Here is a 23,825-nt window from a genome sequence, read left to right on the forward strand (position 1 = left end):
TGGCTCACTGTACCGTTTCCGGCTGCGCCCGAAGCTTGTCTTTAATGGCGGTAAGGCAGTTCGTGAACTGGGTGCGAAGCCCTACGGAGTTGCTACTCGGTTCGGCAAGGCCGTCGGTTGTAACAGCCCATCCGCCAGGCGTACGAGAAATATCCAGTTCGAAGTACTCGGCCGATTCGCTATCCAGAACCACCGACTCACGAAAAGCACCCCTTGCCGAACGAATGACCGCTTCGCAGCCCTGTTGGAGCCGGGCTGGACCATGACCGGACAGACCGATTGAGCCGTCGCGAAAGGGAACTGCGCCGTACATGCGCAACGCCTCAAACTGCGTTGGCATTGCGGCCGTGACGAACTGAATGTCCGAATCTGAAACAGCATTACCGCATCCCGCGAGGATGCCGACAAAAACTGCGAGCGTGACGCGAGTGCAGCCGCCGCCTACCCGCAGTCTCCGCGCAAACGTTAGCGTTTTCATCTCCAACGGGCCAGTCTTGATGTAAGAATCAAGTATTACGGCGTGCGCTTTGCATATATTGATCGGGGCAAACCCTGGGTGAACAGCATCAACCGTCGATGCCGAGCGCAACGATACGCCGGTACAGCGTGGCGCGCGCCATGCCGGTCTGTGCGGCGGCTTTCGTCACCTGAGTCAGTGGACAGTGCGTGCGGAATGTTCGACTGGATGTGTGCAAGGGACTTCCTCTCCAGATATCCAGGCTTCATGAAGTGGACTGTAGGCTCCCCATAGAACCCGATCGCGCTCTGTCGGCTCCCGGCAAATGTTCACACGCGAAATCGCTAGTTTTAAAGTAGCCTCGAAGGTTTCATCATCCATCTCGTCAATGGCCTCCAGTTGCTCTTCGTACTTCGGCAAGCCGATTGACCTAAATTCATCGCGAATGAAATCGAACACCCATTGATTGAACAGGAATGTCACGTCGTCACGGTCGGTTGGCGGGGCGAAGTGAAACGGCGTGTACCGGGTGCGTGGTGCACCTGTTGCAACGATCACCGATCCCGGTTCCTCCAGTGTCACTCCGAAGCCCATCATGCACCAGAGTTCGCCGTCACAGTCCCGAACATGCTGGAGCAGGTCGAATTGCTGCAACGGGATGACGCGCCAGTTATTTGAATCGTCTTTCTGGTGATACTTATTGCGTGTATATGCGTAGAACCCGGCGAGAATTCTGGACGCAAATATGAGTGGTCCGTCTTCCTTTCCGTTTCCGATCCATGCTGGCTCGACGAACAGACCCGTACTCGTAAATCGCTTGCGCACGACGAGCCACAGGGACATCGGTGAGATATATTGGGTTTTGATTTTCATGTTTATTTACGGTTATCCCTGCCCGGGCAGGGCTGCACTGTCGAACCATCGACTAATCTTTCAACAGTTCGTCTAGCTCCTCTACGCGGCTGTTCGTGATGTTCGCCATACATTCCCAAAAGAAAATGTAGCGCTCCGCCGCTTCGCCCATTGAGTACGCTTCGCTATAGCATTCGTTGTCACGATACGTTGTCCAGGCGGTTTGCGCCTTCTCAAAATAAGGCGACGATAGCGGCTCGTCATCGGCTTTTAGTGATTTGTCGTTTTTTTCGCTCTTAGAGCGTATAGCCTTCAACCTCTTTTCCAGTTGGCTGCTCGCGTTGTTAAACTTCAGGTGCGAGCACTGCGCCAAGTCATCGTTGCTCGCGTGCTCGCCTGTATCGCACATGCGCGCAACTTCCGCATGCGTCCGGCCCAAAAACGAAGCTTCAGGTGACTTGAAGTCGTGGTAATCAAACTCGCCTGAATACACGGTCTTTGCACTAGCAATGATGGGCAGTAGTGCAAGCGCATATAGGATTTTAGTGCGAAGAATCATAAACCCCCGCTTCGAACATCTCTGCTTCGCGATGACGACGCCTGAGCAAGCCCTTAACCGGGCGGCCTTTTGACGTTGCGCAATTTCGCATCTTGTCGCCGACTTTGTTGTATTGCCCCGTATTAACAAAATCCAGGAGTCCGTCTCCGTGATGCTGCAAGTTATACATGAAACACACTAGGGCATCGTATTCGAACTGAAACAGCGGTACCTTAATGGCGTCGTTGATGGTTCTCTCAGCCCATCCAACGTCTTGCCGCAGAAGCGCCTCCGCTTGCGCTTCGCTAATTCCTTTTTGAAAAGGCTTCTCGGACGCAACGCCAGAAATTTTGCCTAAGTGTACCAAGTGCCCATAGCCCACTGTGACGTTCCCGGCCTTGCTTCCATCCGTGTCATATATGGTGGCACTATACGCTTCCCAGCCCTCAAGAAATTTAACGCCTTCTTCGGACATTTTCCACGGTTTGCCCAAGCGTTGTGTATATGCCGTAACGTTCGATCCGGGATCTGTGTTTGTTACTGCGGTTGCGAGTGCGTCAGGCATTACGACTCCTGTTTGTGACCGAGGTAAATTCGGATGGATTGAGCGTCTTTTGTTTCATAGCGCTCAGTGCGTCCCTGCAAATCAGTTACGCCGTGTCGCAGTTCGCCCGAAGGCATGCGCACGGTGTAGTACGTGCCTGCAAGCGGCGAACCCTTCGCGTCGCGAAGCATGAACTGTTCGTCGTATGTGTCAGTCCTGCGCGAAGTTTCGCGCGTTTCGGTTTGTGCTTCCCTCTTGCTTTCCGAATAGAGCGCATTGGAGTTACCCGCCGCAAGGACAAAGTTCTTTCCGCATGGACATAGAACGCGGTCCAAGTCCTTCACCAACGGCAAGCCTTCATCCATCCAATCGCTAGCAGTGCCGTAAATCGGCCATCCTCCCTTGCAGATTCCGCACGTCGCATGATTCTCCTTACGGGCGTACATCCTGCCTTCTTCGTTAAAGTAGTTGCTCCGGCCAATCACCAACCCGCCCGTAGTAGTGCGGTCATAGTCCGCCACAAGTCGATCGAACATACTTACTCCCGGTGTCCAAGATAAACGGCTAGTGACTGCGCTCCGTCCGTTGTGTACCTCGCAACGCGGCTCGCTCTGTCCGCTGTGCAGTGAATCAGTCTGCCGTCCGGCATGCGTAACGTGTATACGCGTCCACAGCCGAGCGACCGTTGCCGTCTTTGAGACGTAAATTGTTCGTCGTACCTGCCGGAATATCTGTCGGCAATCGACTGGCCTGCGCCTCGCCTTCAAATACGACGCCGGCCGCCGTCGTTTTGTCGCGCAGCTTCAGCAAAGCTCGTCTCATTCCGCACCCCGTTCGTTATGCATTCGCTGTTCAGGCATTTCCCTACCCCCATGAAGACAACCGGCGCGGCATTGCAACCGGAAAAAATTCATGTTCGGCGAACAGGCAGGAACTCCGCAATCGGATCAGTCTTAAGTTGATTCGCAGTCCAATGTGTTGTGCATGAGCCAGATAAGAAACAAGCTGCTGCCTGATTCCCGTCAGGCAACCATATGCAATTGATACTCGGGGTGGGGCCTCAGCAGCCTGCCTCGTCGGCTCAACGATACGCGAGGCGCACCGGAGCCCGTCGCGGTCAGTTGTGGCGCGCTGAATCCTGGCGGCGAGCGTGGCCGGCGAACAAAGGATGTCGCCTACCCTCGCGGGCAGGCGGGTCTAACACCAGGAACCCTGGACCCCAACCTTGCGGCGAGTGGCTTTTCAATTCTGACCCGGATCGCCCGTCTGCACGTTGACAGGCGTGAACGGCGCGATGAACCCGCCGTGTCGTCTGAACAGCGTCAAACGTCGATCCCGAGCGCCACGATGCGCCGGTACAGCGTGGCGCGCGCCATACCGATCTGTGCGGCGGCTTTTGTCACCTGGCCGCCTGCCGCGCACAGCGCATCGGTCAGAAAGCGGCGTTCGAAATCGTGCATCGCTTCGTCGTACTGTTGATCCTGCTGCGCACTAGCGTCGTCAGGCGTATCGAGCAGATCCCCCGCCGCGTCGCGTGCCTCGCTCTCGACGCGCTGCCCGCGCCCGTCGCCGATGAAGCGCGCGAGCGAGCGCGCATCGATGCGCTCGCTATCCGATAACAGCACCGCGCGCTCGAGCGTATTGCGCAACTCACGCACGTTGCCCGGCCAGCCATACGCACACAGTACCGCAAGCGCATCTTTGTCGAGTTCGAGATGTCCCGCTCCGCTTTCCACCGCAAGCTTGTCGAGAATCGAATAGGCCATCGCCTCGATGTCCGCCAGCCGTTCGCGCAGCGGCGGCACGCGAATCATCAGCACGTTGAGCCGATAATAGAGGTCCGCGCGAAACCGGCCCTGCGCCACGAGCGCGGACAAATCCGCCGACGTCGCCGTGATGATGCGCACGTCGGTGCGCACGATGCGATTCGACCCGAGCGGTTCGAACTCCTGCTCCTGCAAAACCCTCAGCAATTTTCCCTGCAGCGCGAGCGGCATGTCGCCGATCTCGTCGAGAAAGAGCGTGCCGCCCTGGGCCAGCTCGAACTTGCCGATACGCCCCTTGCGCTCCGCACCCGTGTACGCGCCCGCCTCCGCGCCGAAGAACTCCAGTTCCAGCAGCGTGTCGGGAATCGCCGCGACGTTCACCGTCACAAGCGGACCGTCCGCGCGTCCGGATGCGCCGTGTATGGCGTGCGCAAGCAGCTCCTTACCCGTGCCCGTTTCGCCGAGCAGAAGCACCGGCGAGGCCAGACGCGCGGCCCGGCGTGCCTGACGCTTCACTTCGAGACTTGCGGCGCTCGTGCCGATCAGGCTTGAAAAGCTGTACTTCGCGCGACGCACCTGCGCAAGCGACTGGCGCGTGCTGATCAGTTCGGCACGCAGCCGTGCGTACTGACTGAAAAGCGGCGACAGTCCCTTGAGTTCGTTGAACAGCACGAAGCCGACTGCGCCGATCGTTTCACCGTTATCGTCCTTGATCGGCAAACGCGTGACGACGATCGGATCTCGATCGGTTTCGAGAATGTCGAGCAGGATGGGCTCGCCCCCTTTCACGACGTCGCGCATCATGCTGTTTGGAATGACGGCTTCGCAATCGAGGCCGATCACCGCCGTGGGATCGTCAAAGCCGAAGCGCGCCGCGTAGTGCCGGTTGATCCACACCACGCGCGCGTTACGATCGACGATCACGGTGCCTTCGCTGAACTTGTCGAGCGATTGAAAGAGCGATTGCATCGCCAGTTTGCGCACGTGGTCGTAGTCGGCCAGCAGCGCGGTCGTTTCGATTTCCATTCGGTTCTTTTCTTCGGTCGCGGCCGGGTATGGCCCGTAAATTCTCATTTTCGGGACGCATTATCCCAGAACTGAGATTGCCCCACGCGCTTCGAAATTTCGGGGCTTTCCGTGAAAGATTGCGGGCGGCGGCGCGCTTCGTCGCCAAAGTCGTCTCAGTTTCGAGACACGTTGCCGCCGCAACCGTCCCACTGCACACCCCGCGCGCACTCTGCCCTTGGCCGCGACGCTTCGCACAAGGCTCCCCGGCCGCTGGCACATATCGTGCTCTATTGCGCGGTCGCGCCGGCTTCGGCGCGCGCGAACAACAAACAGACCTGCACGAATAAACCAACTGGAGACAAGATGTCCTTTGTGATTGTGATCGCCGCTTTGGCGTTCCTGATGCTGGTGGCCTACCGCGGCTACAGCGTCATTCTCTTTGCGCCCATCGCCGCACTAGGCGCTGTGCTGCTGATCGATCCCGCCGCCGTCGCACCGGTTTTCTCCGGCATCTTCATGGAAAAGATGGTCGGCTTCGTCAAGCTCTACTTCCCCGTGTTCCTCCTCGGCGCGGTGTTTGGTAAGGTCATCGAACTATCTGGCTTCTCCGAAGCCATCGTGGCTGCCGCGATCCGCTACATTGGCCGTTCGCGCGCCAATGCCGTGATCGTCGCGGTCTGCGCGCTGCTCACCTATGGCGGCGTGTCGCTCTTCGTCGTGGTGTTCGCCGTGTATCCGTTCGCCGCCGAACTCTATCGCCAGAGCAACATTCCCAAGCGCCTCATGCCCGGCGCCATCGCACTCGGCGCATTCACGTTCACGATGGATTCGCTGCCCGGTACGCCGCAAATCCAGAACATCATCCCCACCACGTTCTTCAAGACCACCGCCTGGGCCGCACCGTGGCTCGGCGTGATCGGCTCGATCTTCATCATCGTGGTCGGTCTCACCTACCTCGAATGGCGCCGCCGCAGCGCCATGGCGAAGGGTGAAGGCTATGGCACTTCGCTCGTGAACGAACCGGAACGCGTCGAAACGGGCAATCTGCCGCATCCGGCGCTGGCCGTTGCGCCGCTCGTGCTCGTTGGCGTCGCCAACTTCCTGCTGACGAAGTGGATTCCGCAGTGGTACGGCGACAGCTTCACCGTCGCGCCCGAGGTGCTGCCCGGCATTCATGCGCCCGTTACGGTAGCGGTTAAAAGCGTCGTCGCGATCTGGGCCGTTCAGGGCGCACTGCTCCTCGGCATTCTGCTCGTCATCGTCACGGCGTTTGGCCGTGTGAAGGAACGCTTCGCGATCGGCACGAAAACCGCAGTGGCCGGCGCGCTGCTCGCCACGCTCAATACGGCATCCGAGTACGGCTTCGGCGGCGTGATCTCAGCGCTGCCCGGCTTTCTCGTGATCGGCAACGCGCTCAAGGCCATTCCGAATCCGCTCGTGAATGCGGCCGTGTCGGTTTCCGCGCTTGCTGGTATCACGGGCTCCGCCTCGGGCGGCATGAGCATTGCGCTCGCCGCCATGTCGGACACCTTCATCAAGACCGCGCAGACCATGCACATTCCGATGGAGGTGCTCCACCGCGTGGTGGCCATGGCGAGCGGTGGAATGGATACGTTGCCGCACAACGGCGCGGTCATCACGCTACTCGCGGTCACGGGCCTCACGCACCGGGAGTCGTATCGCGACATTTTTGCGGTGACCATCATCAAGACGCTCGCGGTCTTCTTCGTCATCGCCGTGTTCTATCTCACCGGCATCGTCTAACCGGCATTCATTCCAGGCTCACTCATGCATCTCCCGAACACGCTCCCCCTCGCCGGAAAAACCGCCGTCGTCACCGGATCGACCAGTGGCATCGGTCTCGGCATTGCGACGGCGCTGGCCCGCGCAGGCGCCAATATCGTCTTGAACGGCTTCGGCGATCCCGCGCCCGCACTTGCGCAGATCGAAGCGACCGGCGTGCGCGCCGCGCATCACAACGCGGACATGAGCCGTCCCGCCGAAATCGAAGCCCTCGTGGCTTTCGCAGCAAGCACGTTCGGCGGCCTCGATATTCTCGTCAACAACGCGGGCATTCAGTACGTCGAAACGATCGAAAACTTCCCGATCGAGCGCTGGGATCAGATCATCGCGATCAATCTGAGCGCGACGTTTCACGCGACGCGCGCGGCGCTTCCCATCATGCGCGCGGGGGGTTGGGGACGCGTGATCAATATCGCTTCGGTACACGGGCTTGTGGGCTCGGTCGGCAAGTCGGCCTATGTCGCGGCCAAGCACGGCGTGATCGGTCTCACGAAGGTCGCCGCACTGGAGACGGCGCGCACCGGTGTGACCGTCAATGCGATCTGTCCGGGCTGGGTGCTCACGCCGCTCGTGCAGAAGCAGATCGACGCGCTGGCCCACCGCGAGGCAATGTCCATCGAAGACGCCACACTGAAATTGCTCGGCGAAAAACAGCCGTCGGCAAGCTTTGCGACGGTCGAGCAAATTGGCGGCGTAGCCGCGTTTCTGTGCTCGGAAGCGGCGAACGAGATGCGCGGCGCTGAGCTCAAAGTGGACGGAGGTTGGCTCGCGCAGTAAAAGAGGCAGCGGCGCGCGAGCGATGCGGGTTGGCGTGTTGGCAATACAACGCGTCAATCGCGCGCCATGCGCCGCAGCCTCATCGCGTGCAGCCGGTGGCTGATCCCTTTGAGTAAGCTGCTTTCGTGCGGGTCGCCGAAGTGAAACAGCACCGTGCACCGAATGCTGGAAGGCGAGCAGGCCTGATTCGCATGCAACGAACGCAAGCCCCAGATGAAGTAAAGATTACCGGGTTGCAACGTCACGACTTTCGCCGAAAGCCATTTCTGAACATGCGGTAAGCGCCAAATCCTTCCGAGCAGCTTTTCCACTATTGCCTTCTCGACGATATTGACGATCGCAAACCGCCGCGCATTGCGTAGATTCGGAAACATCACGAGATGGCCTGCTTGCTCGCCCGGGTCATTGGGAATTAGAACCGGCAGCAAGATCGACACAGCATACGAGTCGTAGTGGAAATTGTTCGAGTGGCGAATGCCCTGTTTTCCCGAAAGCACACGCATTACCGGGAGAATCCGGTCACTGGGCGGAAGTGTCCCCATCTTGCGCGTATACAACTGGCGCAATAACGCTTGCAGCCCCGCGTCTTCGAAAAGCGGGGCAAGACAGGTACCGCTTATCCATTGCGCGCCGCTAAAGCCGAAGTATCGGTTGCCGTCCTGTTCGACCAGTTCGGCTACTCCGTTGCGAATCTTCGCGAGAATTGCAGCTGGCACGATGTCGTAAAGCACGCCCACGCCGTCGTCGTCCATCGACTGGGCGAGCGCCTGTGCACTCTGCACTTCTACCCGCGCGATTTCATCGAGCGGCCGTTCATCGTCCAACGCGTTCATTGTGGTCCCTCGCGCAGCCTGATCGGTGAATACAGGCACGCAGTCAATGCAGACCGTAGACTGAGGGAAAAAGCTTGCGTGTTCCGTACGTCTTCGAACAGAACGCCTGAACGCGTCGATTTATATGCCAACTGGTTATTTCGGGTCGCTTCGCAACGAGCCGATACGACGCTACCGCATCCATTCGTTAGCTATCGCTTCGCTCCTGCTCGTCAGCCGACCCTTCTGCGACCAGCGGCCAGACCAGATGTTCGAACTGCTCTGGCGCGATAGGCGTGGAATACAAATAGCCTTGCGCGAAATCACAGCCCATCGTCTTGAGAAAGTCCCGTTGCTCGACAGTTTCCACGCCTTCGGCGATGACCTGAATGCCCAGCTTGTGCGCAAGCACCACCATCGCTTCGCATAGGACCTGATTGTTTTCGTCCACGCTCAGGTTCTGGACGAACGAACGATCGATCTTCAGGTAATCGATGTCGAAGCGTTTGAGATAGGCAAGCGAGGAATAACCGGTGCCGAAGTCGTCGATCGAAATGCCAATGCCGGCAAGACGGAAATCCAGCAGCCGCTCGTCGATATTCGATTCAGCCTGTAACAGCAGCCCCTCGGTAATTTCCACCACCACGCTTTGTCCCGGCATGCCCTCACGATTGAGATAGTCATGCCACCTCACGCCAACCGTGCTGTCCTGGCGGACCTGCACCGGCGACATGTTGACACTGATCTGGAACGACGGATCATATTGCTCACGCCATAGCCGCGCCTGTTGCACGGCTTGCCTGAACACCCAGTCGCCAATCGGAATGATCAGTCCGGTATCTTCGGCGAGGGGAATGAATTCCAGCGGGTTGATCATGCCCCGCTCGGGATGCAGCCAGCGTATCAGCGCCTCCGCTTTGCGGACCTGTCCCGTTGCCAGGTCGACAACCGGCTGATAAAGCAGCCGAAGCTGATTGCGAGGAAGCGCTGCACGCAGGTCGCTTGTCAGGCGCAAGCGCGTTTGCGCCTCCAGTTGCATGTCGGGCGTGAAGTAACTAAAGCGGTTGCGTCCGGCATTCTTGGCCGCATACATGGCCTGGTCGGCGTTCTTGAACAGCGCGTCGAGTTCAACGGTGTCGTCGGGGAAAACGGTTACGCCGATGCTCGCCGAAATGTAGACCTCGTCCGCGCCGAGTTTGAATGGCTCGGTCAGTTTGCGATTGATACTGCGCACGGTCTGTTCGACCGCTTCCATGTCTTCCAGATCGGGCAGGATCACCGTGAACTCGTCGCCGCCGAGTCGCGCGACGGTGTCCAGATTGCGCACGCATGCACTAATGCGGCGCCCGGCTTCGATTAGCAGCACGTCGCCGCGGTCGTGGCCCAGCGAGTCGTTCACTTCCTTGAAGCGATCGAGATCGATCAACATCAGGGCCACGCGCCTTTCCGAACGGCTCGCGAGCGCGACCTCCTCGGTGAGACGATCGTGAAATAGCTGCCGGTTCGGAAGCCCCGTCAGTGCATCGAAATTGGCCTGTTTCCAGATGGTGGCCTCGAATGCCATCCGGTCGGAGAGGTCGCGACCCACTGCGAGCACGGAACTGACATGGCCGGAACGGTCGATCTCAGGCGTGATGCGAATGTGGGTACATTGCTCCTGCCCGTCCTTTCCTGCCCACCTCAGTTCGAACTGCGCGCTTTTTCCTGTCTTGATGACTTCGCCGATCTTCCGTTCGTAGACCAGCGCATTCGGGCCGCCAGGAAGCTCCGAGGGCCGCTTGCCGAGCACGCTCGCGAGATTGCATCCCGCCGACGCGCAAAAGGCAGGATTGGCAAACGTGCGGCGCAGCTCGCGGTCATATCGCGTGATCGTATCGGGCGAGTTCTCGATCAGCGTGCGCGACTCCCGTTCGCGGGCCACGAGTTCCGCCGTTCGGTCGACGACAGTCTGCTCGAGCGTTGCATTGATTTCGTTGATCTTCTGAATCTTCTGTCTGATTGCCGTGCGCATGCGCTCAAAGCGCTGTGCCAGCCGGGCCAGTTCGTCCGGTCCACCGACCGAGCTTTCCCCTTGCGTGCCTTCGTCCTCAACGGCGCCGGCATCCTCGCCCGTGTCGTGCATGCGGCGCACCAGGTCCCGCAGTGGCGCCGAAATACTGTTCGAAATAAAGTAAGCAAGAAAAATGGAAAGCAGAAAGCCGGAAATGCCGACCACCACGATCTGGTTGCGTACGGCCTGTGCCTCCGCAGTCAGGCTCTGTTCCGCGATCGTGCTGACGACGAACCAGCTCGTGCCAGGAATTCGTGCGTAGGCGGCAAGATAATGGCCGCCGCGTTTCGCGGCGAAATTGACGAATCGGCTTGACTCGCCTGATACGCGGTGGCGGGCGATATCCTCGATCAGGCCAGGCTCGGGCGTGGCGCCCGCGTTGGGCGACGAAGCATTATTCGGGACTACGATGATTTTGTTGTCGCTCGCATCGAATACGTAAATCTCTGTTCCGCTGCCTGTCGCGACGTCGTTGAAAATCGTCGAGAAGTATTCAGGGCGAACGACCAGAACCAGACTGCCGATCTTCGTGTTGTCGCTCTTGTTGTAGATGGCGCGCACCATCCCCAGGTTCTGCTGCCCGACTCCGTCGTCATAGCTGCCCCAGTAAGTACGTTCTTGCGACTCTTGCGCGAGGCCGACGAGCGCCGTCACACCTGTAGTCAACTGCGCAAAAGCCTGTGTATCGAGAATCTGGTCTTTCTGGTCGAGCAAGTATTTCTGATTGATGAAATCGACCGACCCGTAGTGCTCTAGCAGCAAACGCGTCATGTCCTCGCGCGCTTCGCTCTGCTCTCTCGCGCTGCCGCTTGCCGCTCTCGCCAGCGCGCCCTGGACCCGATCCGAAAGTACGAGAAGATTGCTTTCCGTTTCGATCTGCTGCATGCGCAGCTCGACATTTTTCGAAACCTGTCTCACCACCTCTTTCGAAAATATCTCCGCATTCTCCTTGATCGCCGCGATCGACTTCACATAGGAAATGCAGCCCGAAATGATAATGGGCAACAGCGCCAACAGAATGAAAGCGGCAATCAGTCGATAGCGAATCTCGACGCGTCGAAGCAAATCCTGGCAGAGGTAGTCGAAAGCGCGTCGCAGCGACGCGGAGATCGAATTCATTTGTAATGCATCTTCGCTTCAGTCTTGACCGAGAGGTCCAGGCGCTGCGCAGCCTGCCTGGGCGTGATTTTCCTGAGCAGCACATCCTGCATCAATTTATGCAGCAGCTCAATCGTGTTGGAAGGAAGCGACGAATAATAAGGGCTCGCCGTGACCGGATAGCGGCTGAGCGCATTCGTGTAGTCCACGATCTCCACGTCGCTCACCACGGTGCCCATGCCCTGCTGAAACGGCGAAACGTTGTGGCGTTTCCTCTGAAGAATCGGAAATCCCTTGCCGGCGATGAATTCCAGAAAGCGCATGGCCGCGACCTTGTTGGGCGTTTCGCAAACGGCAAAGCCCGTTTCGCTGCCGAGCACCGGCACAACGCGTTCGCCGCGCGCATTCCACGGCGGCACGAACACGCCCACGGAGAAATCGTTTCCATGCAGCATGAGGCCGGCGGCCCAACTGCCCTGGAACGCCATCGCCACCCGGCCCTCCCTGAAAAGGCGAATGCCCTCGTCGTATCCCGTCGTCATGAACGATGGCTGGGCGTAACCGCGCTCGGGAATCAATGCGATCCTCGCGAAAATATCGGCCACCTGCGGCGTGTCCAGGCTCAGCGTGCCGTCCGCCATCTTCTCTTTCCAGTGCGGTTCGTGCGCGACTACATTGTTGGCAAAGCCGGATGCGAATGGCCCGTTGCCGAGCATGTTTGGAAAGCCGCCGCTCCACATCACCGGAATCATTCCCGCGCGCTTGAGCTTGGCGCATACCGCCAAAAATTCATCGAAATTCGTCGGCAGCGTATCGATACCGGCCATGGCGAACATGGCCCGGTTGTAATAGATCATCGTCGTCGCCACGCCGCCCGAAACGCCGAACCCCTTGCCGTCGCGACTGGTCCAGTCGGACTTGAGCGGGTCCAGCATGTGCATCCATGCGGCACTCTGGCGGACATCGGCGAGCACGCCCTGGTCGGCCAGTTCGGCGGCGTAGGCGTTCGGATTGATGCTGACGAGGTCCGGCAGCGTGCCGGCCGCCACGCGCGGCTTGATGTTCTCCTCAACCGAGTTGCCGACCATGAACTGCACGTTCACGTGCACGTCGGGATTGAGCTTGTCGAACTCGGCGGCGATCTGGAGCATCTCCTGCGGCCAGTCCGGGGCCCAGATCAGTGCGGTGATGGTGGTCCGTCCCGGCGTGGCGTTGCTGCTCCGGGCGTTGTTCTGCTGATCGCAACCCAGGAGCAACAGCATGCCGATCAAACCAGATAGCAGCCAGGCAAACTTGATTCCGTGCACGTAACGCTCGCTTTCAGTTCGGGAGTAGCAGACCAGGCACAACGCAGCGGAGCCAGATTGCATATCGGCCGAAACCGGGCATCACTTGAGGGGTCCTACGTTTGAGCCCGGCACGCGGCAACCGGCGAGCTTTTGCGGACGAACGTTCATGCCCGTTCGCAGACGTTGGCGCAGCACGATGCGCTCACGAGGTGAAATAGCATCAAGTATTTTTTGCGCAGACACAGAACACGTGTGCGTGTTTAGTGCATCACGGAGCGGCGAGTTCGATGGCTCGCCGCCTTCCAGCGCGCTTGTCTCGTTTCAGTCGAGGGACGGGCTGCATTCGCAGTCGAGCGCTGCGACGCGCGCCGGCCGCTCCATTGCAGCAAGCCGTTGCAACGTCACAAGTCCGAACACCGCGAGCACGCAGCCGAGCACCAGATCGGCGCGTATGCCCGCGCGGTCCACGATCGCGCCGCCCACCGACGAGCCAAGCGCAATCGCCACCTGGATCACGCTCACGAACATGGCCGACCCCGCTTCGGCCTGATCCGCCGTGCCGCGCTGAATCCACACGGAGAAGCACAGCGGAATCGCGCCGAACGCTACGCCCCACATCAACATCCCCGCGATCTCGCCAATACGTGCGTGGTCGAGCAGAATCATCGCCGATAGCGCGCACAACAGCAGCGCCGTCATCGTCGCCACGGCGAACTTCAGACGCGTGGCGACGAAGGCCGAAGTCAATGCGTTCGAGAAGAAGCCAATCACGCCGAATGCGAGCAGCAGCAGCGTGATCGCGTTCATCGAAAAGTCCTGCTGAAGCAGCGGTGCAATGAACGTGTACGTCGAAAAATGCGCGCCGAACACGAGCGCGACCATGAGCATGCTCAGGCGCACATACGGGCGGCGCAGCAGCGCGGCGAAATCGGCAAGACGTAACGCGGCAGCAGAAGGCAGCGACGGCACCAGCAACGCCTGAGCAATCAGCGCGAGCGCGACGAGGCCGCCTGTCACGAAAAACGACATGCGCCACGACGCGAGCCCAGCGATAAAAGTGCCGAGCGGCACGCCGATCACCGTCGCGCAGGTCACGCCGGTCAGGATGATGGCCGTTGCGCGCGCGGCGTCGCTCGTGTGCACGAGGCGACCCGCCGCCGCGGTCGCGAGCGTCCAGAAGCCGCCGAGCGCCGCGCCGAGCATCGCGCGGCCGACCAGCATGAGCGCGAAATTCGTCGAAAGTGCGGAGACGATATTCGATGCGAGCAGCATGGCCGTGAGCAGCAGAAATACGCGCCGCCGGTCCATGCGTCCGGCAAACATCATCAGGCCCGGCGCGAAGATCGCGGCCATCACACCCGGTGTGGTCACCATGAGGCCAGCCGTGCCCGGCGTCACGCCCAGGTCGCGTGCGATCTCGGTGAGCAAACCGACCGGCAGGAACTCGGACGTGACGAACGCGAAGGCGCTGATCGCCACGGCAAAGACGGACAGCCACTGGCGCAGTGTCGTCTCTTCGAGCGACGCGGGCGCGAGATTGGGAGAACGGTCGTTCATGTTTCGATGACTGTTTTGTGTGTTGCGAATAATAAAAACCATTGTTGGGCAATTTCACACCAAAAAATGGGGAAAATCGCCGTTTAAATGGCCAATCGGGAATTACGTTTAAATTAACATTAAAAAAATAAACGCGTGCGGCCCTGCGATTGGCGGGGTCGGTAAAAGGGTTATGAATGGAATGTGACGTGGCCTGCCGCGCGCCGCGCCAGCGGGGCCGAGATTATGTCATTTCAGCGCCGGAAAAATAAGCGATATTTTTCCGGGGACATATTAAGCATCGATTCGATGCTTATGCTTGACGCTGCATAGCAGGCTGAGGGCGCCGGGAAGGCGCCCCGTGAGGCATTGCCGGAAGACCGGCATGTCGGGTCAAGCGTGACGCTTGCAAGCGCCTGAGTTCAGAATCGCGTCTGCACACCCACGCGTGCGATGAACTGATTGGGACCGCTCGATGTGCCATCGGGGTCGAGCACGCCGCTGATCAGCGCCTCTGCCCCCGCGTTGGTGCGCTGATACACGGTCTCCGCATAGACGACGGTACGCTTGGACAGGAAGTGATTGACGATCGCCGTGATCTGGTGTGCGTGATTGTTGTCGAGATACGCGTTGCCCTTCATGTACATGTAGTCGGCGCCAATCGCCCAGTCTGGCGCGAGCAGCCAGTTCGCGCCCGCTTCGGCCTCGGCTATCGAGCCGCCATTGTAGGTATTGCGCACGGTCGTCACCAGCAGCGTCGCCATGACTTTGCCGAAGTCGTAGTGCGCGCCCACGCCCCAGTTGCGAATGCCGATATCGGGTTCGCCGTCCTCGACATATTTGGCTTCCGTATAAGCCGCCGCCATGCCGAACGCACCGTTGGTGTAATTCGCGCCGGCGCTGACCGTGTTGCCGCGCCCGAATGCGCCCGGAATGCCGCCAAAGCCGTACAAGCCGCCGAGGCTGAATCCGCCAAACCTGGGCGACTGATACTTGATCGAGTTCTCGACCGTGGCGCCGGCCATGCGGTCCCAGTCGAATTGCGGCGCGAAGGGCGGATTGCCCGGAATCGCGATCTTCGCGAACGGCCCTGCGCGGAAGTTGTAGAGGCCCCCGACTTCCATCGCCGCGTCGTCGTGGCCGAAAAATAGCGAATCGGTCATGAAGTCGTACTGATTGCCCATCGTCAGCCTGCCGTACTGGTCGCTGTCGAGGCCAACGTATGCGTTGCGCCCGAAGATCCCTTGTCCCGAGACGATCGCGCCGGTACCCATCGAGAATTGATCGACGAGGTCGAACACCGCGTGCAAGCCGCCGCCCAGATCTTCGCGGCCGCGAATACCGAGCAGGTTCGGCGTGAAAATGCCGTCGTCGAACTTCAGCACCGAGTGGCCGCCCTGGTTGCTGACCCACGACACGCCCGCGTCGACCATGCCATACAGCGTCACGCTGTCGCCCGCCGGGCCACCTTCTGCATGTGCCTGGGCGCAAACCATAGCCGAAACCGCCGTGCACCACAGTGCGAGGCTCTTCATGTTGACGTCTCCTTTACCTTGATCTCTTTGTCGGCATCCATTTCTTACGGATACCTTATTAATTAAAATAGACTTCGAACTTCGGGAATACCGTAACGGCGCCGGAGCGCCGTTACGGCAACATCAGTCGGATTGCAGTGCGATGGGGACCGAGCGCCGCGCCAGCGCGCGCGGTGCGGTTTCGATCAGGAACATCGAAACGAAGATGCCGCAGATCAGCCCGCCAAGCGCGAACTGCAGCGTGAACTGAATGCCGTCGTGCTGCGCGACATATCCGGCGATGGCCGGCGCAATGCCGCCGCCAAAAATCTCGCCGGCGCCCGAGGTAATGCCAATGGCCGAAGCGACGAGACCCGCCGGCGCCGCTTCAGTCGCGATCGGCCCGGTGAGAACGCCCAGCATGCCAAGCGCGAAGAACGACACGACGAACAGCACGGCAAAGAGCATCCACGGATTCGCGCCGATGCGGGCAAACACATAGAGCGAAATCGCCGCGCCCGCGAAGGAGACGACCGAAGTCAACCGCCGCCCGGCGACGTCGGAGAGGCTGGCCAGGCCGAATTCGCCGAGAAAGCCGCCAAAGCCGATCGCCGACACGACAAAGCCCATTTGCGAGGTGTCGAGGTGCAAGTAGTCCACGAGATAGTTGGGCACCATCGCGCCGATCACGAAAATGCCCGCCATCGCGCAAAGCGTGGCCAGCATGGCGAGCACGACGTTGCGGCTGCCGAAGAGCGCGCTCCAGCGCGGGCCATTCGTTGCATGCGCAACCGTCGCGTGCGCCGGCTTGACTTGCGGCGCATCGCGCAACATGGTCGCGATCAGCAGCGCCACGATGAGCCCCGGCACGGCGGAGACCGCGAACACCCAGTGCCACGACGGCACGACGCGCAACAGTTGCGTCGCGATGATCGGCGCGAGGCCGAGGCCCATCAGCGCGAACATGCTGAGCTGCAGTCCCTGGTTGCGCCCGCGGCGCGACGGATGCGAGGCCTCACCCACCGAAGCCACGCTCGTGGGCGTGAACGCGCCCTCCGCGACGCCCATGAGCGCACGAATGAGCAGCAGGCTCGCGAAGCCGGTAGCGAAGCCCGAGAAGCTCGAAAGGAGCGAGAACATCACCATCGCCGCGATCATGATCTTGCGCCGGCCGATGCTGTCGGACAGGCGGCCCATGAGAATCGAGAACACGCCCCACGCAATGCTGAGAATGCCAATCAACTGGCCGAGCTGCTGGTAGCTCAGGTTGAGGTCTTTCATCATGTGGGGAAATAGCGGCGCGATCATCCAGCGGTCGAGTCCGACCAGACCGAAGCCGATGGCGAGCAGGACAAGCGTTCTGCGTTCGTTTTTCAGATCGTGTGGTTCGTGCGGATCGTGTGATTGGGCATGCCTCGTCACGTTTGTCTCCTTGATTATGTTGCGCGTTCGCATTGCGAACGTCGCTTCGTTTATCGAACTTCGAGCAAGATCGTAGAAAACCTCGCCTATTGATGTCAATCAAAAAAGACCCTCGTTGTACACAATTTCTCTTTACTTTCGGCTTACTTTTCCACGTTTACCCTGAATTTACCGTCAATTCGATTGAATCCGCCAAATAGCTGTATACAATCTGTACACATCGCGGCGCTGAGTGCAGAGTGCATCTGGCCGCGCCCACACTCGCTTCTCACCACCTCCATACGCATGAACGGCATCGACGACACCCCCGCCAGCACGCGCGCCGGCTCCGCCGCTTCGCAGACCGTCAAAGCCCAACTCGGGCTGCGAGAACTGATACTCGGCGGCGAACTCGCGCCCGGCGAGCGCATTTCCGAACTGGGCGTCGTCGAGCGCCTCGGCGTGTCGCGCACGCCGGTGCGCGCGGCGCTCATGCGTCTGCAGGAAGAAGGGCTGCTCGAACCGATTCCGAGCGGCGGCTACGCCGTGCGCTCGTTTTCGGAAAGCGAAATACGCGACTCGATCGAACTGCGTGGCACGCTTGAAGGACTGGCCGCACGCCTCGCCGCCGAACGCGGCATTACCCATTCGATGTTTCGCGACCTGCACGATTGCATTGACGAGATCGACGAACTGCTCGTGGGCGAACTGAGCGAGGAAACCTTCTCCCGTTATGTCGAAGCGAACGGCCGTTTTCACCGCCTGCTCGCCGCTGCTTCGGATAGCGAAGTGGTTGCACGGCAGATTGAAAAAATTGCGACCTTGCCGTTCGCCTCGGCAAGCGCATTCGTGGTCGTGCAGTCGCTCGACCCGCGTGCACGCGAAACGCTGATCGTGGCGCAAGCCCAGCATCGCGCGGTGCTCGAAGCGATCGGAAGCCGCGAAGGTGCGCGCGCCGAAGCGCTGATGCGCGAGCACTCGCATATCGCCCATCAAAACCTCAAGCGCGTGCTCGACAACCAGCGCGCAATGACGAAGCTGATTGGCGGCAATCTCATTCGCCGCAATCCGCGCTAGCGATGCGCGGCGCCCTGGCTTGATCCGAACGGCGGCACGCGTGCCGCCCCTCACCCTGAACGAAGGTGCAACAAAGCGCCCTGGAGGAGACGTATGTTCCTGAAAAATGCATGGTATGTCGCGTGTACCCCCGATGAAATCGACGGCAAGCCGCTCGGCCGGCAAATCTGCGGCGAGCGCATGGTGTTCTGGCGCGCCGACGATGGCAGCGTCGCTGCGCTCGAAGACTTCTGTCCGCATCGCGGCGCGCCACTCTCGCTCGGCAGCGTGCGCGAGGGGCATCTGGTCTGCGGCTATCATGGCCTCACCGTGGGCGCGAGCGGGAAATGCGTGAGCATGCCGTGCCAACGCGTGGGCGGCATTCCGTCCGTGCGCAGCTATCCCGCAGTCGAGCGCTACGGCTTCATCTGGGTGTGGCCAGGCGACGCAGCCGAGGCCGACCCCGCAAAGATCCATCACCTCGAATGGGCCGACAATCCCGCGTGGGCCTATGGCGGCGGCCTGTATCACATTCAGTGCGACTACCGCCTGATGGTCGACAACCTCATGGACCTCACGCACGAAACCTACGTGCACGCCTCGAGCATCGGTCAGCCCGAGATCGAGGAAGCGCCGCCCAAGACCACGGTGAACGCTGACGTGGTGACGACCAGCCGCTTCATGCACAACATCATGCCGCCGCCGTTCTGGGCGGCGGCGCTGCGCGGCAATGGCCTCGCCGACAACGTGCCCTGCGACCGCTGGCAAATCTGCCACTTCTCGCCGCCCAGCCACGTGATGATCGAAGTGGGCGTGGCGCATGCGGGCAAAGGCGGATACGACGCCGATGCGCGCGACAAGGCGTCGAGCATCGTCGTCGACTTCATCACACCGGAAACCGAAACGTCGATCTGGTATTTCTGGGGCATGGCGCGCAGCTTCGCCGTGCATGACCAGGCGCTCACCGAAACGATCCGCACGGGCCAGGGCAAGATCTTCTCGGAGGATCTCGACATGCTCGAATCGCAGCAGCGCAATCTGCTCACGTGGCCCGAACGCCGCATTCTGAGCCTCAACATCGACGCGGGCGGCGTGCAGTCGCGCCGCGTGCTCGACCGCCTGATCGCCGCCGAGCGCAACGCAACGGCTACTGCCGCCTGATCGATCTGAAGCCACGGCCGCGCGCGCACGCGCGGCCGCTCTCCTTCCATTGCCCCAACGCATCATGAAAGTCACCCTTCTGCGCAAGATTCCCGTTGCCACCGACATCTGCGTTTTCGAACTGGCGAGCGCCGACGGCGCGCCGCTCCCGGCGTTCGAGGCGGGCGCACATATCGACGTCCATGTCGATGGATTCGTGCGCCAGTACTCGCTTTGCAACCACCCCTCCGACGCGCTCGCCTACCGCATCGGCGTGTTGCGCGACGCGGCTTCGCGCGGCGGCTCCGTTGCGATGCACGCACTCGAAGCAGGCACGAGCCTCGAAATCAGCACTCCGAAAAATCATTTCCCGCTCGACGACCAGGCCACGCACACCATTCTGCTCGCGGGCGGCATCGGCATCACGCCGCTCATGGCCATGGCCGAGCAGTTGCGCGAACAAGGCCGCACATTCGAGCTGCACTACTGCACCCGCGACCCACAGCGCGCCGCGTTTCGCGAACGTCTGGCCGTTGCGGGTTTCGCGGAGCACACGCACTTCTATTTCGACAGCGAAGGAACCGATGCCCGCATCGACCTCGCACGCGTGCTTCGCGCTCCGCACGACGGTAAGCACGCCTACGTATGCGGCCCCGCGGGCTTCATCGATGCCGTGCTCAGCGCAGCGGCCAGCGCGGGGTGGCCCGCGCAGAACGTGCACCGCGAGTACTTCGGCGCCGCTCAACAGCCCGCAAACCCGGACGCCGACGTCAACGGCCCCTTCCAGGTCACGCTCGCGAGTTGCCAGCGTGTGATCGACGTCCCGGCCGGGACGTCGATCGTCCAGGCGCTGCGGGCGGGCGGCGTCGAGGTGCCGGTCTCATGCGAGCAAGGCGTATGCGGCACCTGCATCACGCGCGTGCTGTCCGGCGAGCCGGACCATCGCGATCTTTATCTGACCGACGAGGAGCGCGCCGCAAACGACCAACTGCTGCCGTGCTGCTCGCGCTCGCGCACGCCCATGCTCGTGCTCGATCTCTGATCCCACGATACGGCGCCGCGCGTCACCGCCGCACATCAAGACGCGCGCGCGCGCCGCACCGCAAGGAGCGCCGCGAGCGCTGCCACCACCGTGACCGGCACGCTCGCGCCAATCACTGTCGTGGCGCTCGCGCCGCCTGCCAGCAATTGCCCAGCCGCGAGCGGACCGACTATCGAACCTACGCGGCCCACCGCCACGGCCGCGCCCACGCCGGTGCCGCGCATGACGGTGGCGTAGCTCGCGGCGGAAAGCGCGTAGAGCATCGACTGCGCGCCCACCACGCCCATGCCCGCGAGCAGCACCGAAACGGAGATCCAGAACAGGTTGCCCGCGCCCGCGAGCATGAAGAGTGAAATCGCAATGCCCGCATAGACAGCGGCGACGACACGGCCAGGCTTCAGACGATCCATCAACATGCCGATGCCGAGCACGCCGATCACGCTGCCTACGTTGAAGAAGATCTGCGTGACGCCGGCCTGGCTGCGCGTGAGCCCACGGCTCACGATCAGCGAGGGCAGCCAGTTGAGCAGGAAGTACAGCACGATGAGCGTGCAGAAAAAGCTGATCCAGATCTGCGCGGTTACCGCGGCGCGGCCCTCGCCGAACAGCACACGCCACGTGGGCGGCGGGCCGCCCTGCGTCGACTGCGCGCGGCTCGCGGCCGCTTCATAGGCTGCGGACTCCGGCAGGCAAGCGAGAATCAGCGGCGCGACCACGAGCGGCCCCACGCCGCCCGCATAGAAGATATGCCGCCATTCGGTGTCTCCCGCACTGAGCACGCCGATCAGCGCCGCAAGCGCACCGCCGAGCGGCATGCCGCAATACATGATGCTGACAGCTGTATTGCGCAGCCGCGGCGCCACGGCTTCGGCCGAGAGGGCGATCAGGTTCGGCATGGCGCCGCCAAGGCCGATGCCGGTCAAGACGCGCGCCACCAGCAGCGTGGCAAAGCTCCACACATGGGCGGTGAAAATCGAGAACACGCCGAACGCTACCATCGAAATCAGCAGCACCCGCTTGCGCCCGATGCGGTCGGCGAGGCGTCCGCCGATCATCGCGCCGGGGAGGAGCCCAAGCATGCCCGCGCTGAACGCGAGTCCCATCTGACTCACCGAAAGACCGAACTCGCGCGCCATGCGCGGCGCGGCCACCCCTGTGGATTGCAGATCGACGCCCTCCAGCACCGCCACGACCAGACACAAACCCAACACCCATGCGGTGCCCGCCGCCGTGCGCGCGCTCACCTGCGTAGTCGATGACGACACATTGCCTCCTCGTTTTGTAGTGGAATGTCGCGGCCTTTCACCGCGCTGGCACTAGTTAGTTACCCTAATCTAAGTGCTGAAAAATGATCAGACATGCGGTAGTGAAGCGCGGCAGCCCGCTTCGATCAGCTGCAACCGGTGATCGAACGCCGCGAGCGGGTAAGCGAAGAAGTAGCGCGCTGTGGTGCGTTTTTCGGCATAGAACGGATCGCCGGCAGGCGCGTTCAGCGCGATGCACAGCGTTCGCGCCCAGGCGAACGCGAGCAGCAGCCAGCCGAGGAGCGCGAGGTAGTCGTCGGCTACGCGGTAGGGCAACTCGCGATCGTCTGCACTGCCCTGCCCGATTTCGCTTGTGATGCGCTCCACGTCGGCAACCAGCGCTTCGAGGCGTGCGCCCGCGCTGCTCAGCGCCGGATCGTCGGATGCCATACAGCCAGCGGCTTCCTTCGTGACATGCGCCAACAAGGCGCGCAACGCCTCGCCGCCATCGCCCAGCACCTTGCGCACGAGCAGATCGATAGCCTGAATTTCGTTCGTGCCTTCGTAGAGCATGGCGACGCGGCTGTCGCGCACGGTCTGCTCCACGCCGTACTCGTGAATGTAGCCGTAGCCGCCGAACACCTGCAGTGCGCTCGACGCAGCCGCAAAGCCATTGGCGGTGAAGAACGTCTTGGCGACCGGCGTGAGCAGCGAGGCAAGCTGCCCGGCCGCCTGACGCTCATGCGCGCCGGGATGGCGCGCGGCCACGTCGAGCCAATATCCGATCCAGTAGCCTATGGCCCGCTCGCCTTCCACCGTCGCGCGCAAATCGAGCAGGATGCGCCGCATGGCCGGATGAAACGCAATCGGCGCGGCCTTTCCCGGCTCGCCCACGTCATGCGCGGGCGCGCTCACGGCGCGCATCTGCGCGCGCTCGTGCGCGTAGGCGTGGGCGCGCTGCCACGCAAGCTGCCCATGGCCCACGCCCTGCATCGCCACCTGCAGGCGCGCCGCGTTCATCATCACGAACATCGAAGCGAGGCCGCGGTGCGGCTCGCCTACCAGCCAGCCCAACGCCTGCTCGAAGCGCATCGAGCAAGTCGGGCTCGCCTTCAGGCCCATCTTCTTTTCGATGCCTTCGCAATGCACGCCGTTGCGCACGCGCTCGCCGCTCTCACCAAAGGTCCATTTCGGCACTACGAAGAGCGAGAGGCCCTTCGTGCCTGGCGGCGCATCGGGCAGACGCGCGAGCACGAGGTGCGCGATGTTTTCGGTCAGATCGTGATCGCCGCCCGTGATGAAAATCTTGCTGCCGTCGATACGCCACGCTTCGTGCGCCGCGTCGGGCGTCGCCCGTGCGCGTAGCAGCGCGAGATCGCTGCCCGCCTGCGGCTCCGTCAGGCACATCGTCGTGAGCCACTCGCCGCTTGCGATCTTCGGCAGCCAGTCGCGCTTGAGCGCATCGCAGCCGTGCGCCATCAGACACGCCGTCGCGCCGTGCGTGAGGCCGGGCGACATCAGCCACGCATGATTGGCCGCCGCGAGCATCTCCTGGAGTGCGACTTCGAGCAGTTGCGGCAAGCCCTGACCGCCCGCGTCGGTGTCGAGCGCGAGCGTGGGCCAGCCTGCCGCCACGAAGTCCGCATACGCCTCGCGAAAGCCCGCTGGCATCGAGACCTCGCCGCCCTCGAAGCGGCAACCTTCGAGGTCGCCCGCCGAATTCAAAGGCGCGATGCGCTCCGTGACGAAACGTGCGGCTTCTTCGAGCACCTGCTGCGCCATCCCGCTGTCGAGGTCTTCCCATGCGGGAACGCTGCGCCACCACCCTGGCGCGCCGATCCATTCGTCGATCACGAAGCGCATGTCGCGCAGCGGGACCTGATAGTCGAGACTCATCG

At 61.4% G+C, this 23,825-nt stretch carries 20 protein-coding genes; 5 read left to right on the forward strand and 15 right to left on the reverse strand.

Annotated features, from left to right (window positions below):
• Positions 1-4 precede the first annotated feature (4 nt).
• From JMY28_RS29515 to JMY28_RS29545, 7 genes are all read right to left on the reverse strand, one after another.
• Positions 5-478 (reverse strand): hypothetical protein, encoded by a 474-nt coding sequence (locus tag JMY28_RS29515; RefSeq protein ID WP_201699449.1) that lies wholly within the window; start codon positions 476-478, stop codon positions 5-7.
• A gap of 174 nt (positions 479-652) precedes the next feature.
• Positions 653-1,330, reverse strand: a complete 678-nt coding sequence (locus JMY28_RS29520) for a hypothetical protein (protein ID WP_201699450.1) — start codon at positions 1,328-1,330, stop codon at positions 653-655.
• Between the two features lie 52 nt (positions 1,331-1,382).
• Complete coding sequence (locus JMY28_RS29525; RefSeq protein WP_201699451.1) at positions 1,383-1,868, reverse strand: lysozyme inhibitor LprI family protein; 486 nt, start codon at positions 1,866-1,868, stop codon at positions 1,383-1,385.
• Complete coding sequence (locus JMY28_RS29530) at positions 1,852-2,412, reverse strand: lysozyme (RefSeq protein ID WP_201699452.1); 561 nt, start codon at positions 2,410-2,412, stop codon at positions 1,852-1,854. Before JMY28_RS29530 ends, JMY28_RS29525 begins: the two co-directional genes overlap by 17 nt.
• A complete protein-coding gene (locus tag JMY28_RS29535; protein WP_201699453.1) occupies positions 2,412-2,927 on the reverse strand; it encodes a PAAR domain-containing protein in 516 nt (171 codons plus the stop codon). Before JMY28_RS29535 ends, JMY28_RS29530 begins: the two co-directional genes overlap by 1 nt.
• 94 nt (positions 2,928-3,021) lie before the next feature.
• On the reverse strand, positions 3,022-3,201 hold the full coding sequence (locus JMY28_RS29540; RefSeq protein WP_201699454.1) for a hypothetical protein: 180 nt from the start codon (positions 3,199-3,201) through the stop codon (positions 3,022-3,024).
• A gap of 512 nt (positions 3,202-3,713) precedes the next feature.
• Positions 3,714-5,183 (reverse strand): sigma-54 interaction domain-containing protein, encoded by a 1,470-nt coding sequence (locus JMY28_RS29545; RefSeq protein ID WP_201699455.1) that lies wholly within the window; start codon positions 5,181-5,183, stop codon positions 3,714-3,716.
• A 345-nt stretch (positions 5,184-5,528) separates the two neighbouring features.
• Here JMY28_RS29545 and JMY28_RS29550 point away from each other — a divergent pair, with 345 nt between their 5' ends.
• Both JMY28_RS29550 and JMY28_RS29555 read left to right on the forward strand, forming a co-directional pair.
• Positions 5,529-6,929, forward strand: a complete 1,401-nt coding sequence (locus JMY28_RS29550) for a GntP family permease (protein ID WP_201699456.1) — start codon at positions 5,529-5,531, stop codon at positions 6,927-6,929.
• Between the two features lie 24 nt (positions 6,930-6,953).
• A complete protein-coding gene (locus JMY28_RS29555) occupies positions 6,954-7,745 on the forward strand; it encodes a 3-hydroxybutyrate dehydrogenase (protein WP_201699457.1) in 792 nt (263 codons plus the stop codon).
• Between the two features lie 53 nt (positions 7,746-7,798).
• Here the strand turns inward: JMY28_RS29555 and JMY28_RS29560 are convergent, their stop codons facing one another.
• The 6 genes from JMY28_RS29560 to JMY28_RS29585 form a co-directional block, all read right to left on the reverse strand.
• Positions 7,799-8,617: a hypothetical protein gene (locus JMY28_RS29560; protein ID WP_201699458.1), complete on the reverse strand. Its 819-nt coding sequence runs from the start codon at positions 8,615-8,617 to the stop codon at positions 7,799-7,801.
• 148 nt (positions 8,618-8,765) lie between these two features.
• Entirely contained in the window at positions 8,766-11,726 is a 2,961-nt protein-coding gene (locus tag JMY28_RS29565; RefSeq protein ID WP_201699459.1) for a bifunctional diguanylate cyclase/phosphodiesterase, read from the reverse strand.
• A complete protein-coding gene (locus JMY28_RS29570; RefSeq protein ID WP_407945553.1) occupies positions 11,723-12,967 on the reverse strand; it encodes an ABC transporter substrate-binding protein in 1,245 nt (414 codons plus the stop codon). Before JMY28_RS29570 ends, JMY28_RS29565 begins: the two co-directional genes overlap by 4 nt.
• Before the next feature lie 348 nt (positions 12,968-13,315).
• A complete protein-coding gene (locus JMY28_RS29575) occupies positions 13,316-14,551 on the reverse strand; it encodes an MFS transporter (protein ID WP_201699461.1) in 1,236 nt (411 codons plus the stop codon).
• A 401-nt stretch (positions 14,552-14,952) separates the two neighbouring features.
• Positions 14,953-16,065: a porin gene (locus JMY28_RS29580; RefSeq protein WP_236597102.1), complete on the reverse strand. Its 1,113-nt coding sequence runs from the start codon at positions 16,063-16,065 to the stop codon at positions 14,953-14,955.
• Positions 16,066-16,188: 123 nt separating this feature from the next.
• The gene (locus JMY28_RS29585) at positions 16,189-17,466 is read right to left on the reverse strand and encodes an MFS transporter (protein ID WP_236597103.1); all 1,278 of its coding nucleotides are present in this window, start codon (positions 17,464-17,466) and stop codon (positions 16,189-16,191) included.
• 285 nt (positions 17,467-17,751) lie between these two features.
• On the opposite strand from JMY28_RS29585, the gene JMY28_RS29590 reads away from it, so the two are divergent.
• The 3 genes from JMY28_RS29590 to JMY28_RS29600 all read left to right on the forward strand — a co-directional run bounded on the left by JMY28_RS29590 (position 17,752) and on the right by JMY28_RS29600 (position 20,683).
• Complete coding sequence (locus tag JMY28_RS29590) at positions 17,752-18,522, forward strand: GntR family transcriptional regulator (RefSeq protein ID WP_201699463.1); 771 nt, start codon at positions 17,752-17,754, stop codon at positions 18,520-18,522.
• A 93-nt stretch (positions 18,523-18,615) separates the two neighbouring features.
• On the forward strand, positions 18,616-19,662 hold the full coding sequence (locus JMY28_RS29595) for an aromatic ring-hydroxylating dioxygenase subunit alpha (protein ID WP_201699464.1): 1,047 nt from the start codon (positions 18,616-18,618) through the stop codon (positions 19,660-19,662).
• 64 nt (positions 19,663-19,726) lie between these two features.
• Positions 19,727-20,683, forward strand: a complete 957-nt coding sequence (locus JMY28_RS29600) for a PDR/VanB family oxidoreductase (protein ID WP_201699465.1) — start codon at positions 19,727-19,729, stop codon at positions 20,681-20,683.
• Between the two features lie 35 nt (positions 20,684-20,718).
• On the opposite strand, the gene mhpT is transcribed toward JMY28_RS29600, so the two are convergent.
• Both mhpT and JMY28_RS29610 read right to left on the reverse strand, forming a co-directional pair.
• On the reverse strand, positions 20,719-21,948 hold the full coding sequence (mhpT, locus tag JMY28_RS29605; RefSeq protein ID WP_201699466.1) for a 3-(3-hydroxy-phenyl)propionate transporter MhpT: 1,230 nt from the start codon (positions 21,946-21,948) through the stop codon (positions 20,719-20,721).
• 87 nt (positions 21,949-22,035) lie between these two features.
• Positions 22,036-23,823, reverse strand: coding sequence for an acyl-CoA dehydrogenase (locus JMY28_RS29610; protein WP_201699467.1), 1,788 nt, complete (start codon positions 23,821-23,823; stop codon positions 22,036-22,038).
• Positions 23,824-23,825 lie beyond the last annotated feature (2 nt).

Origin of the sequence: Paraburkholderia hiiakae (assembly GCF_904848665.1) — a bacterium.
GTDB classification, from domain to species: Bacteria; Pseudomonadota; Gammaproteobacteria; order Burkholderiales; family Burkholderiaceae; genus Paraburkholderia; species Paraburkholderia hiiakae.

Excerpts from the sequence above, each read along its gene's own strand:
- JMY28_RS29515 (WP_201699449.1), bottom strand. The coding sequence starts at position 478 with ATGAAAACGCTAACGTTTGCGCGGAGACTGCGGGTAGGCGGCGGCTGC.
- JMY28_RS29520 (WP_201699450.1), bottom strand. The coding sequence starts at position 1,330 with ATGAAAATCAAAACCCAATATATCTCACCGATGTCCCTGTGGCTCGTC.
- JMY28_RS29525 (WP_201699451.1), bottom strand. The coding sequence starts at position 1,868 with ATGATTCTTCGCACTAAAATCCTATATGCGCTTGCACTACTGCCCATC.
- JMY28_RS29530 (WP_201699452.1), bottom strand. The coding sequence starts at position 2,412 with ATGCCTGACGCACTCGCAACCGCAGTAACAAACACAGATCCCGGATCG.
- JMY28_RS29535 (WP_201699453.1), bottom strand. The coding sequence starts at position 2,927 with ATGTTCGATCGACTTGTGGCGGACTATGACCGCACTACTACGGGCGGG.
- JMY28_RS29545 (WP_201699455.1), bottom strand. The coding sequence starts at position 5,183 with ATGGAAATCGAAACGACCGCGCTGCTGGCCGACTACGACCACGTGCGC.
- JMY28_RS29550 (WP_201699456.1), top strand. The coding sequence starts at position 5,529 with ATGTCCTTTGTGATTGTGATCGCCGCTTTGGCGTTCCTGATGCTGGTG.
- JMY28_RS29555 (WP_201699457.1), top strand. The coding sequence starts at position 6,954 with ATGCATCTCCCGAACACGCTCCCCCTCGCCGGAAAAACCGCCGTCGTC.
- JMY28_RS29565 (WP_201699459.1), bottom strand. The coding sequence starts at position 11,726 with ATGAATTCGATCTCCGCGTCGCTGCGACGCGCTTTCGACTACCTCTGC.
- JMY28_RS29570 (WP_407945553.1), bottom strand. The coding sequence starts at position 12,967 with ATGCTGTTGCTCCTGGGTTGCGATCAGCAGAACAACGCCCGGAGCAGC.
- JMY28_RS29575 (WP_201699461.1), bottom strand. The coding sequence starts at position 14,551 with ATGAACGACCGTTCTCCCAATCTCGCGCCCGCGTCGCTCGAAGAGACG.
- JMY28_RS29580 (WP_236597102.1), bottom strand. The coding sequence starts at position 16,065 with ATGAAGAGCCTCGCACTGTGGTGCACGGCGGTTTCGGCTATGGTTTGC.
- JMY28_RS29590 (WP_201699463.1), top strand. The coding sequence starts at position 17,752 with ATGAACGGCATCGACGACACCCCCGCCAGCACGCGCGCCGGCTCCGCC.
- JMY28_RS29595 (WP_201699464.1), top strand. The coding sequence starts at position 18,616 with ATGTTCCTGAAAAATGCATGGTATGTCGCGTGTACCCCCGATGAAATC.
- JMY28_RS29600 (WP_201699465.1), top strand. The coding sequence starts at position 19,727 with ATGAAAGTCACCCTTCTGCGCAAGATTCCCGTTGCCACCGACATCTGC.
- JMY28_RS29610 (WP_201699467.1), bottom strand. The coding sequence starts at position 23,823 with ATGAGTCTCGACTATCAGGTCCCGCTGCGCGACATGCGCTTCGTGATC.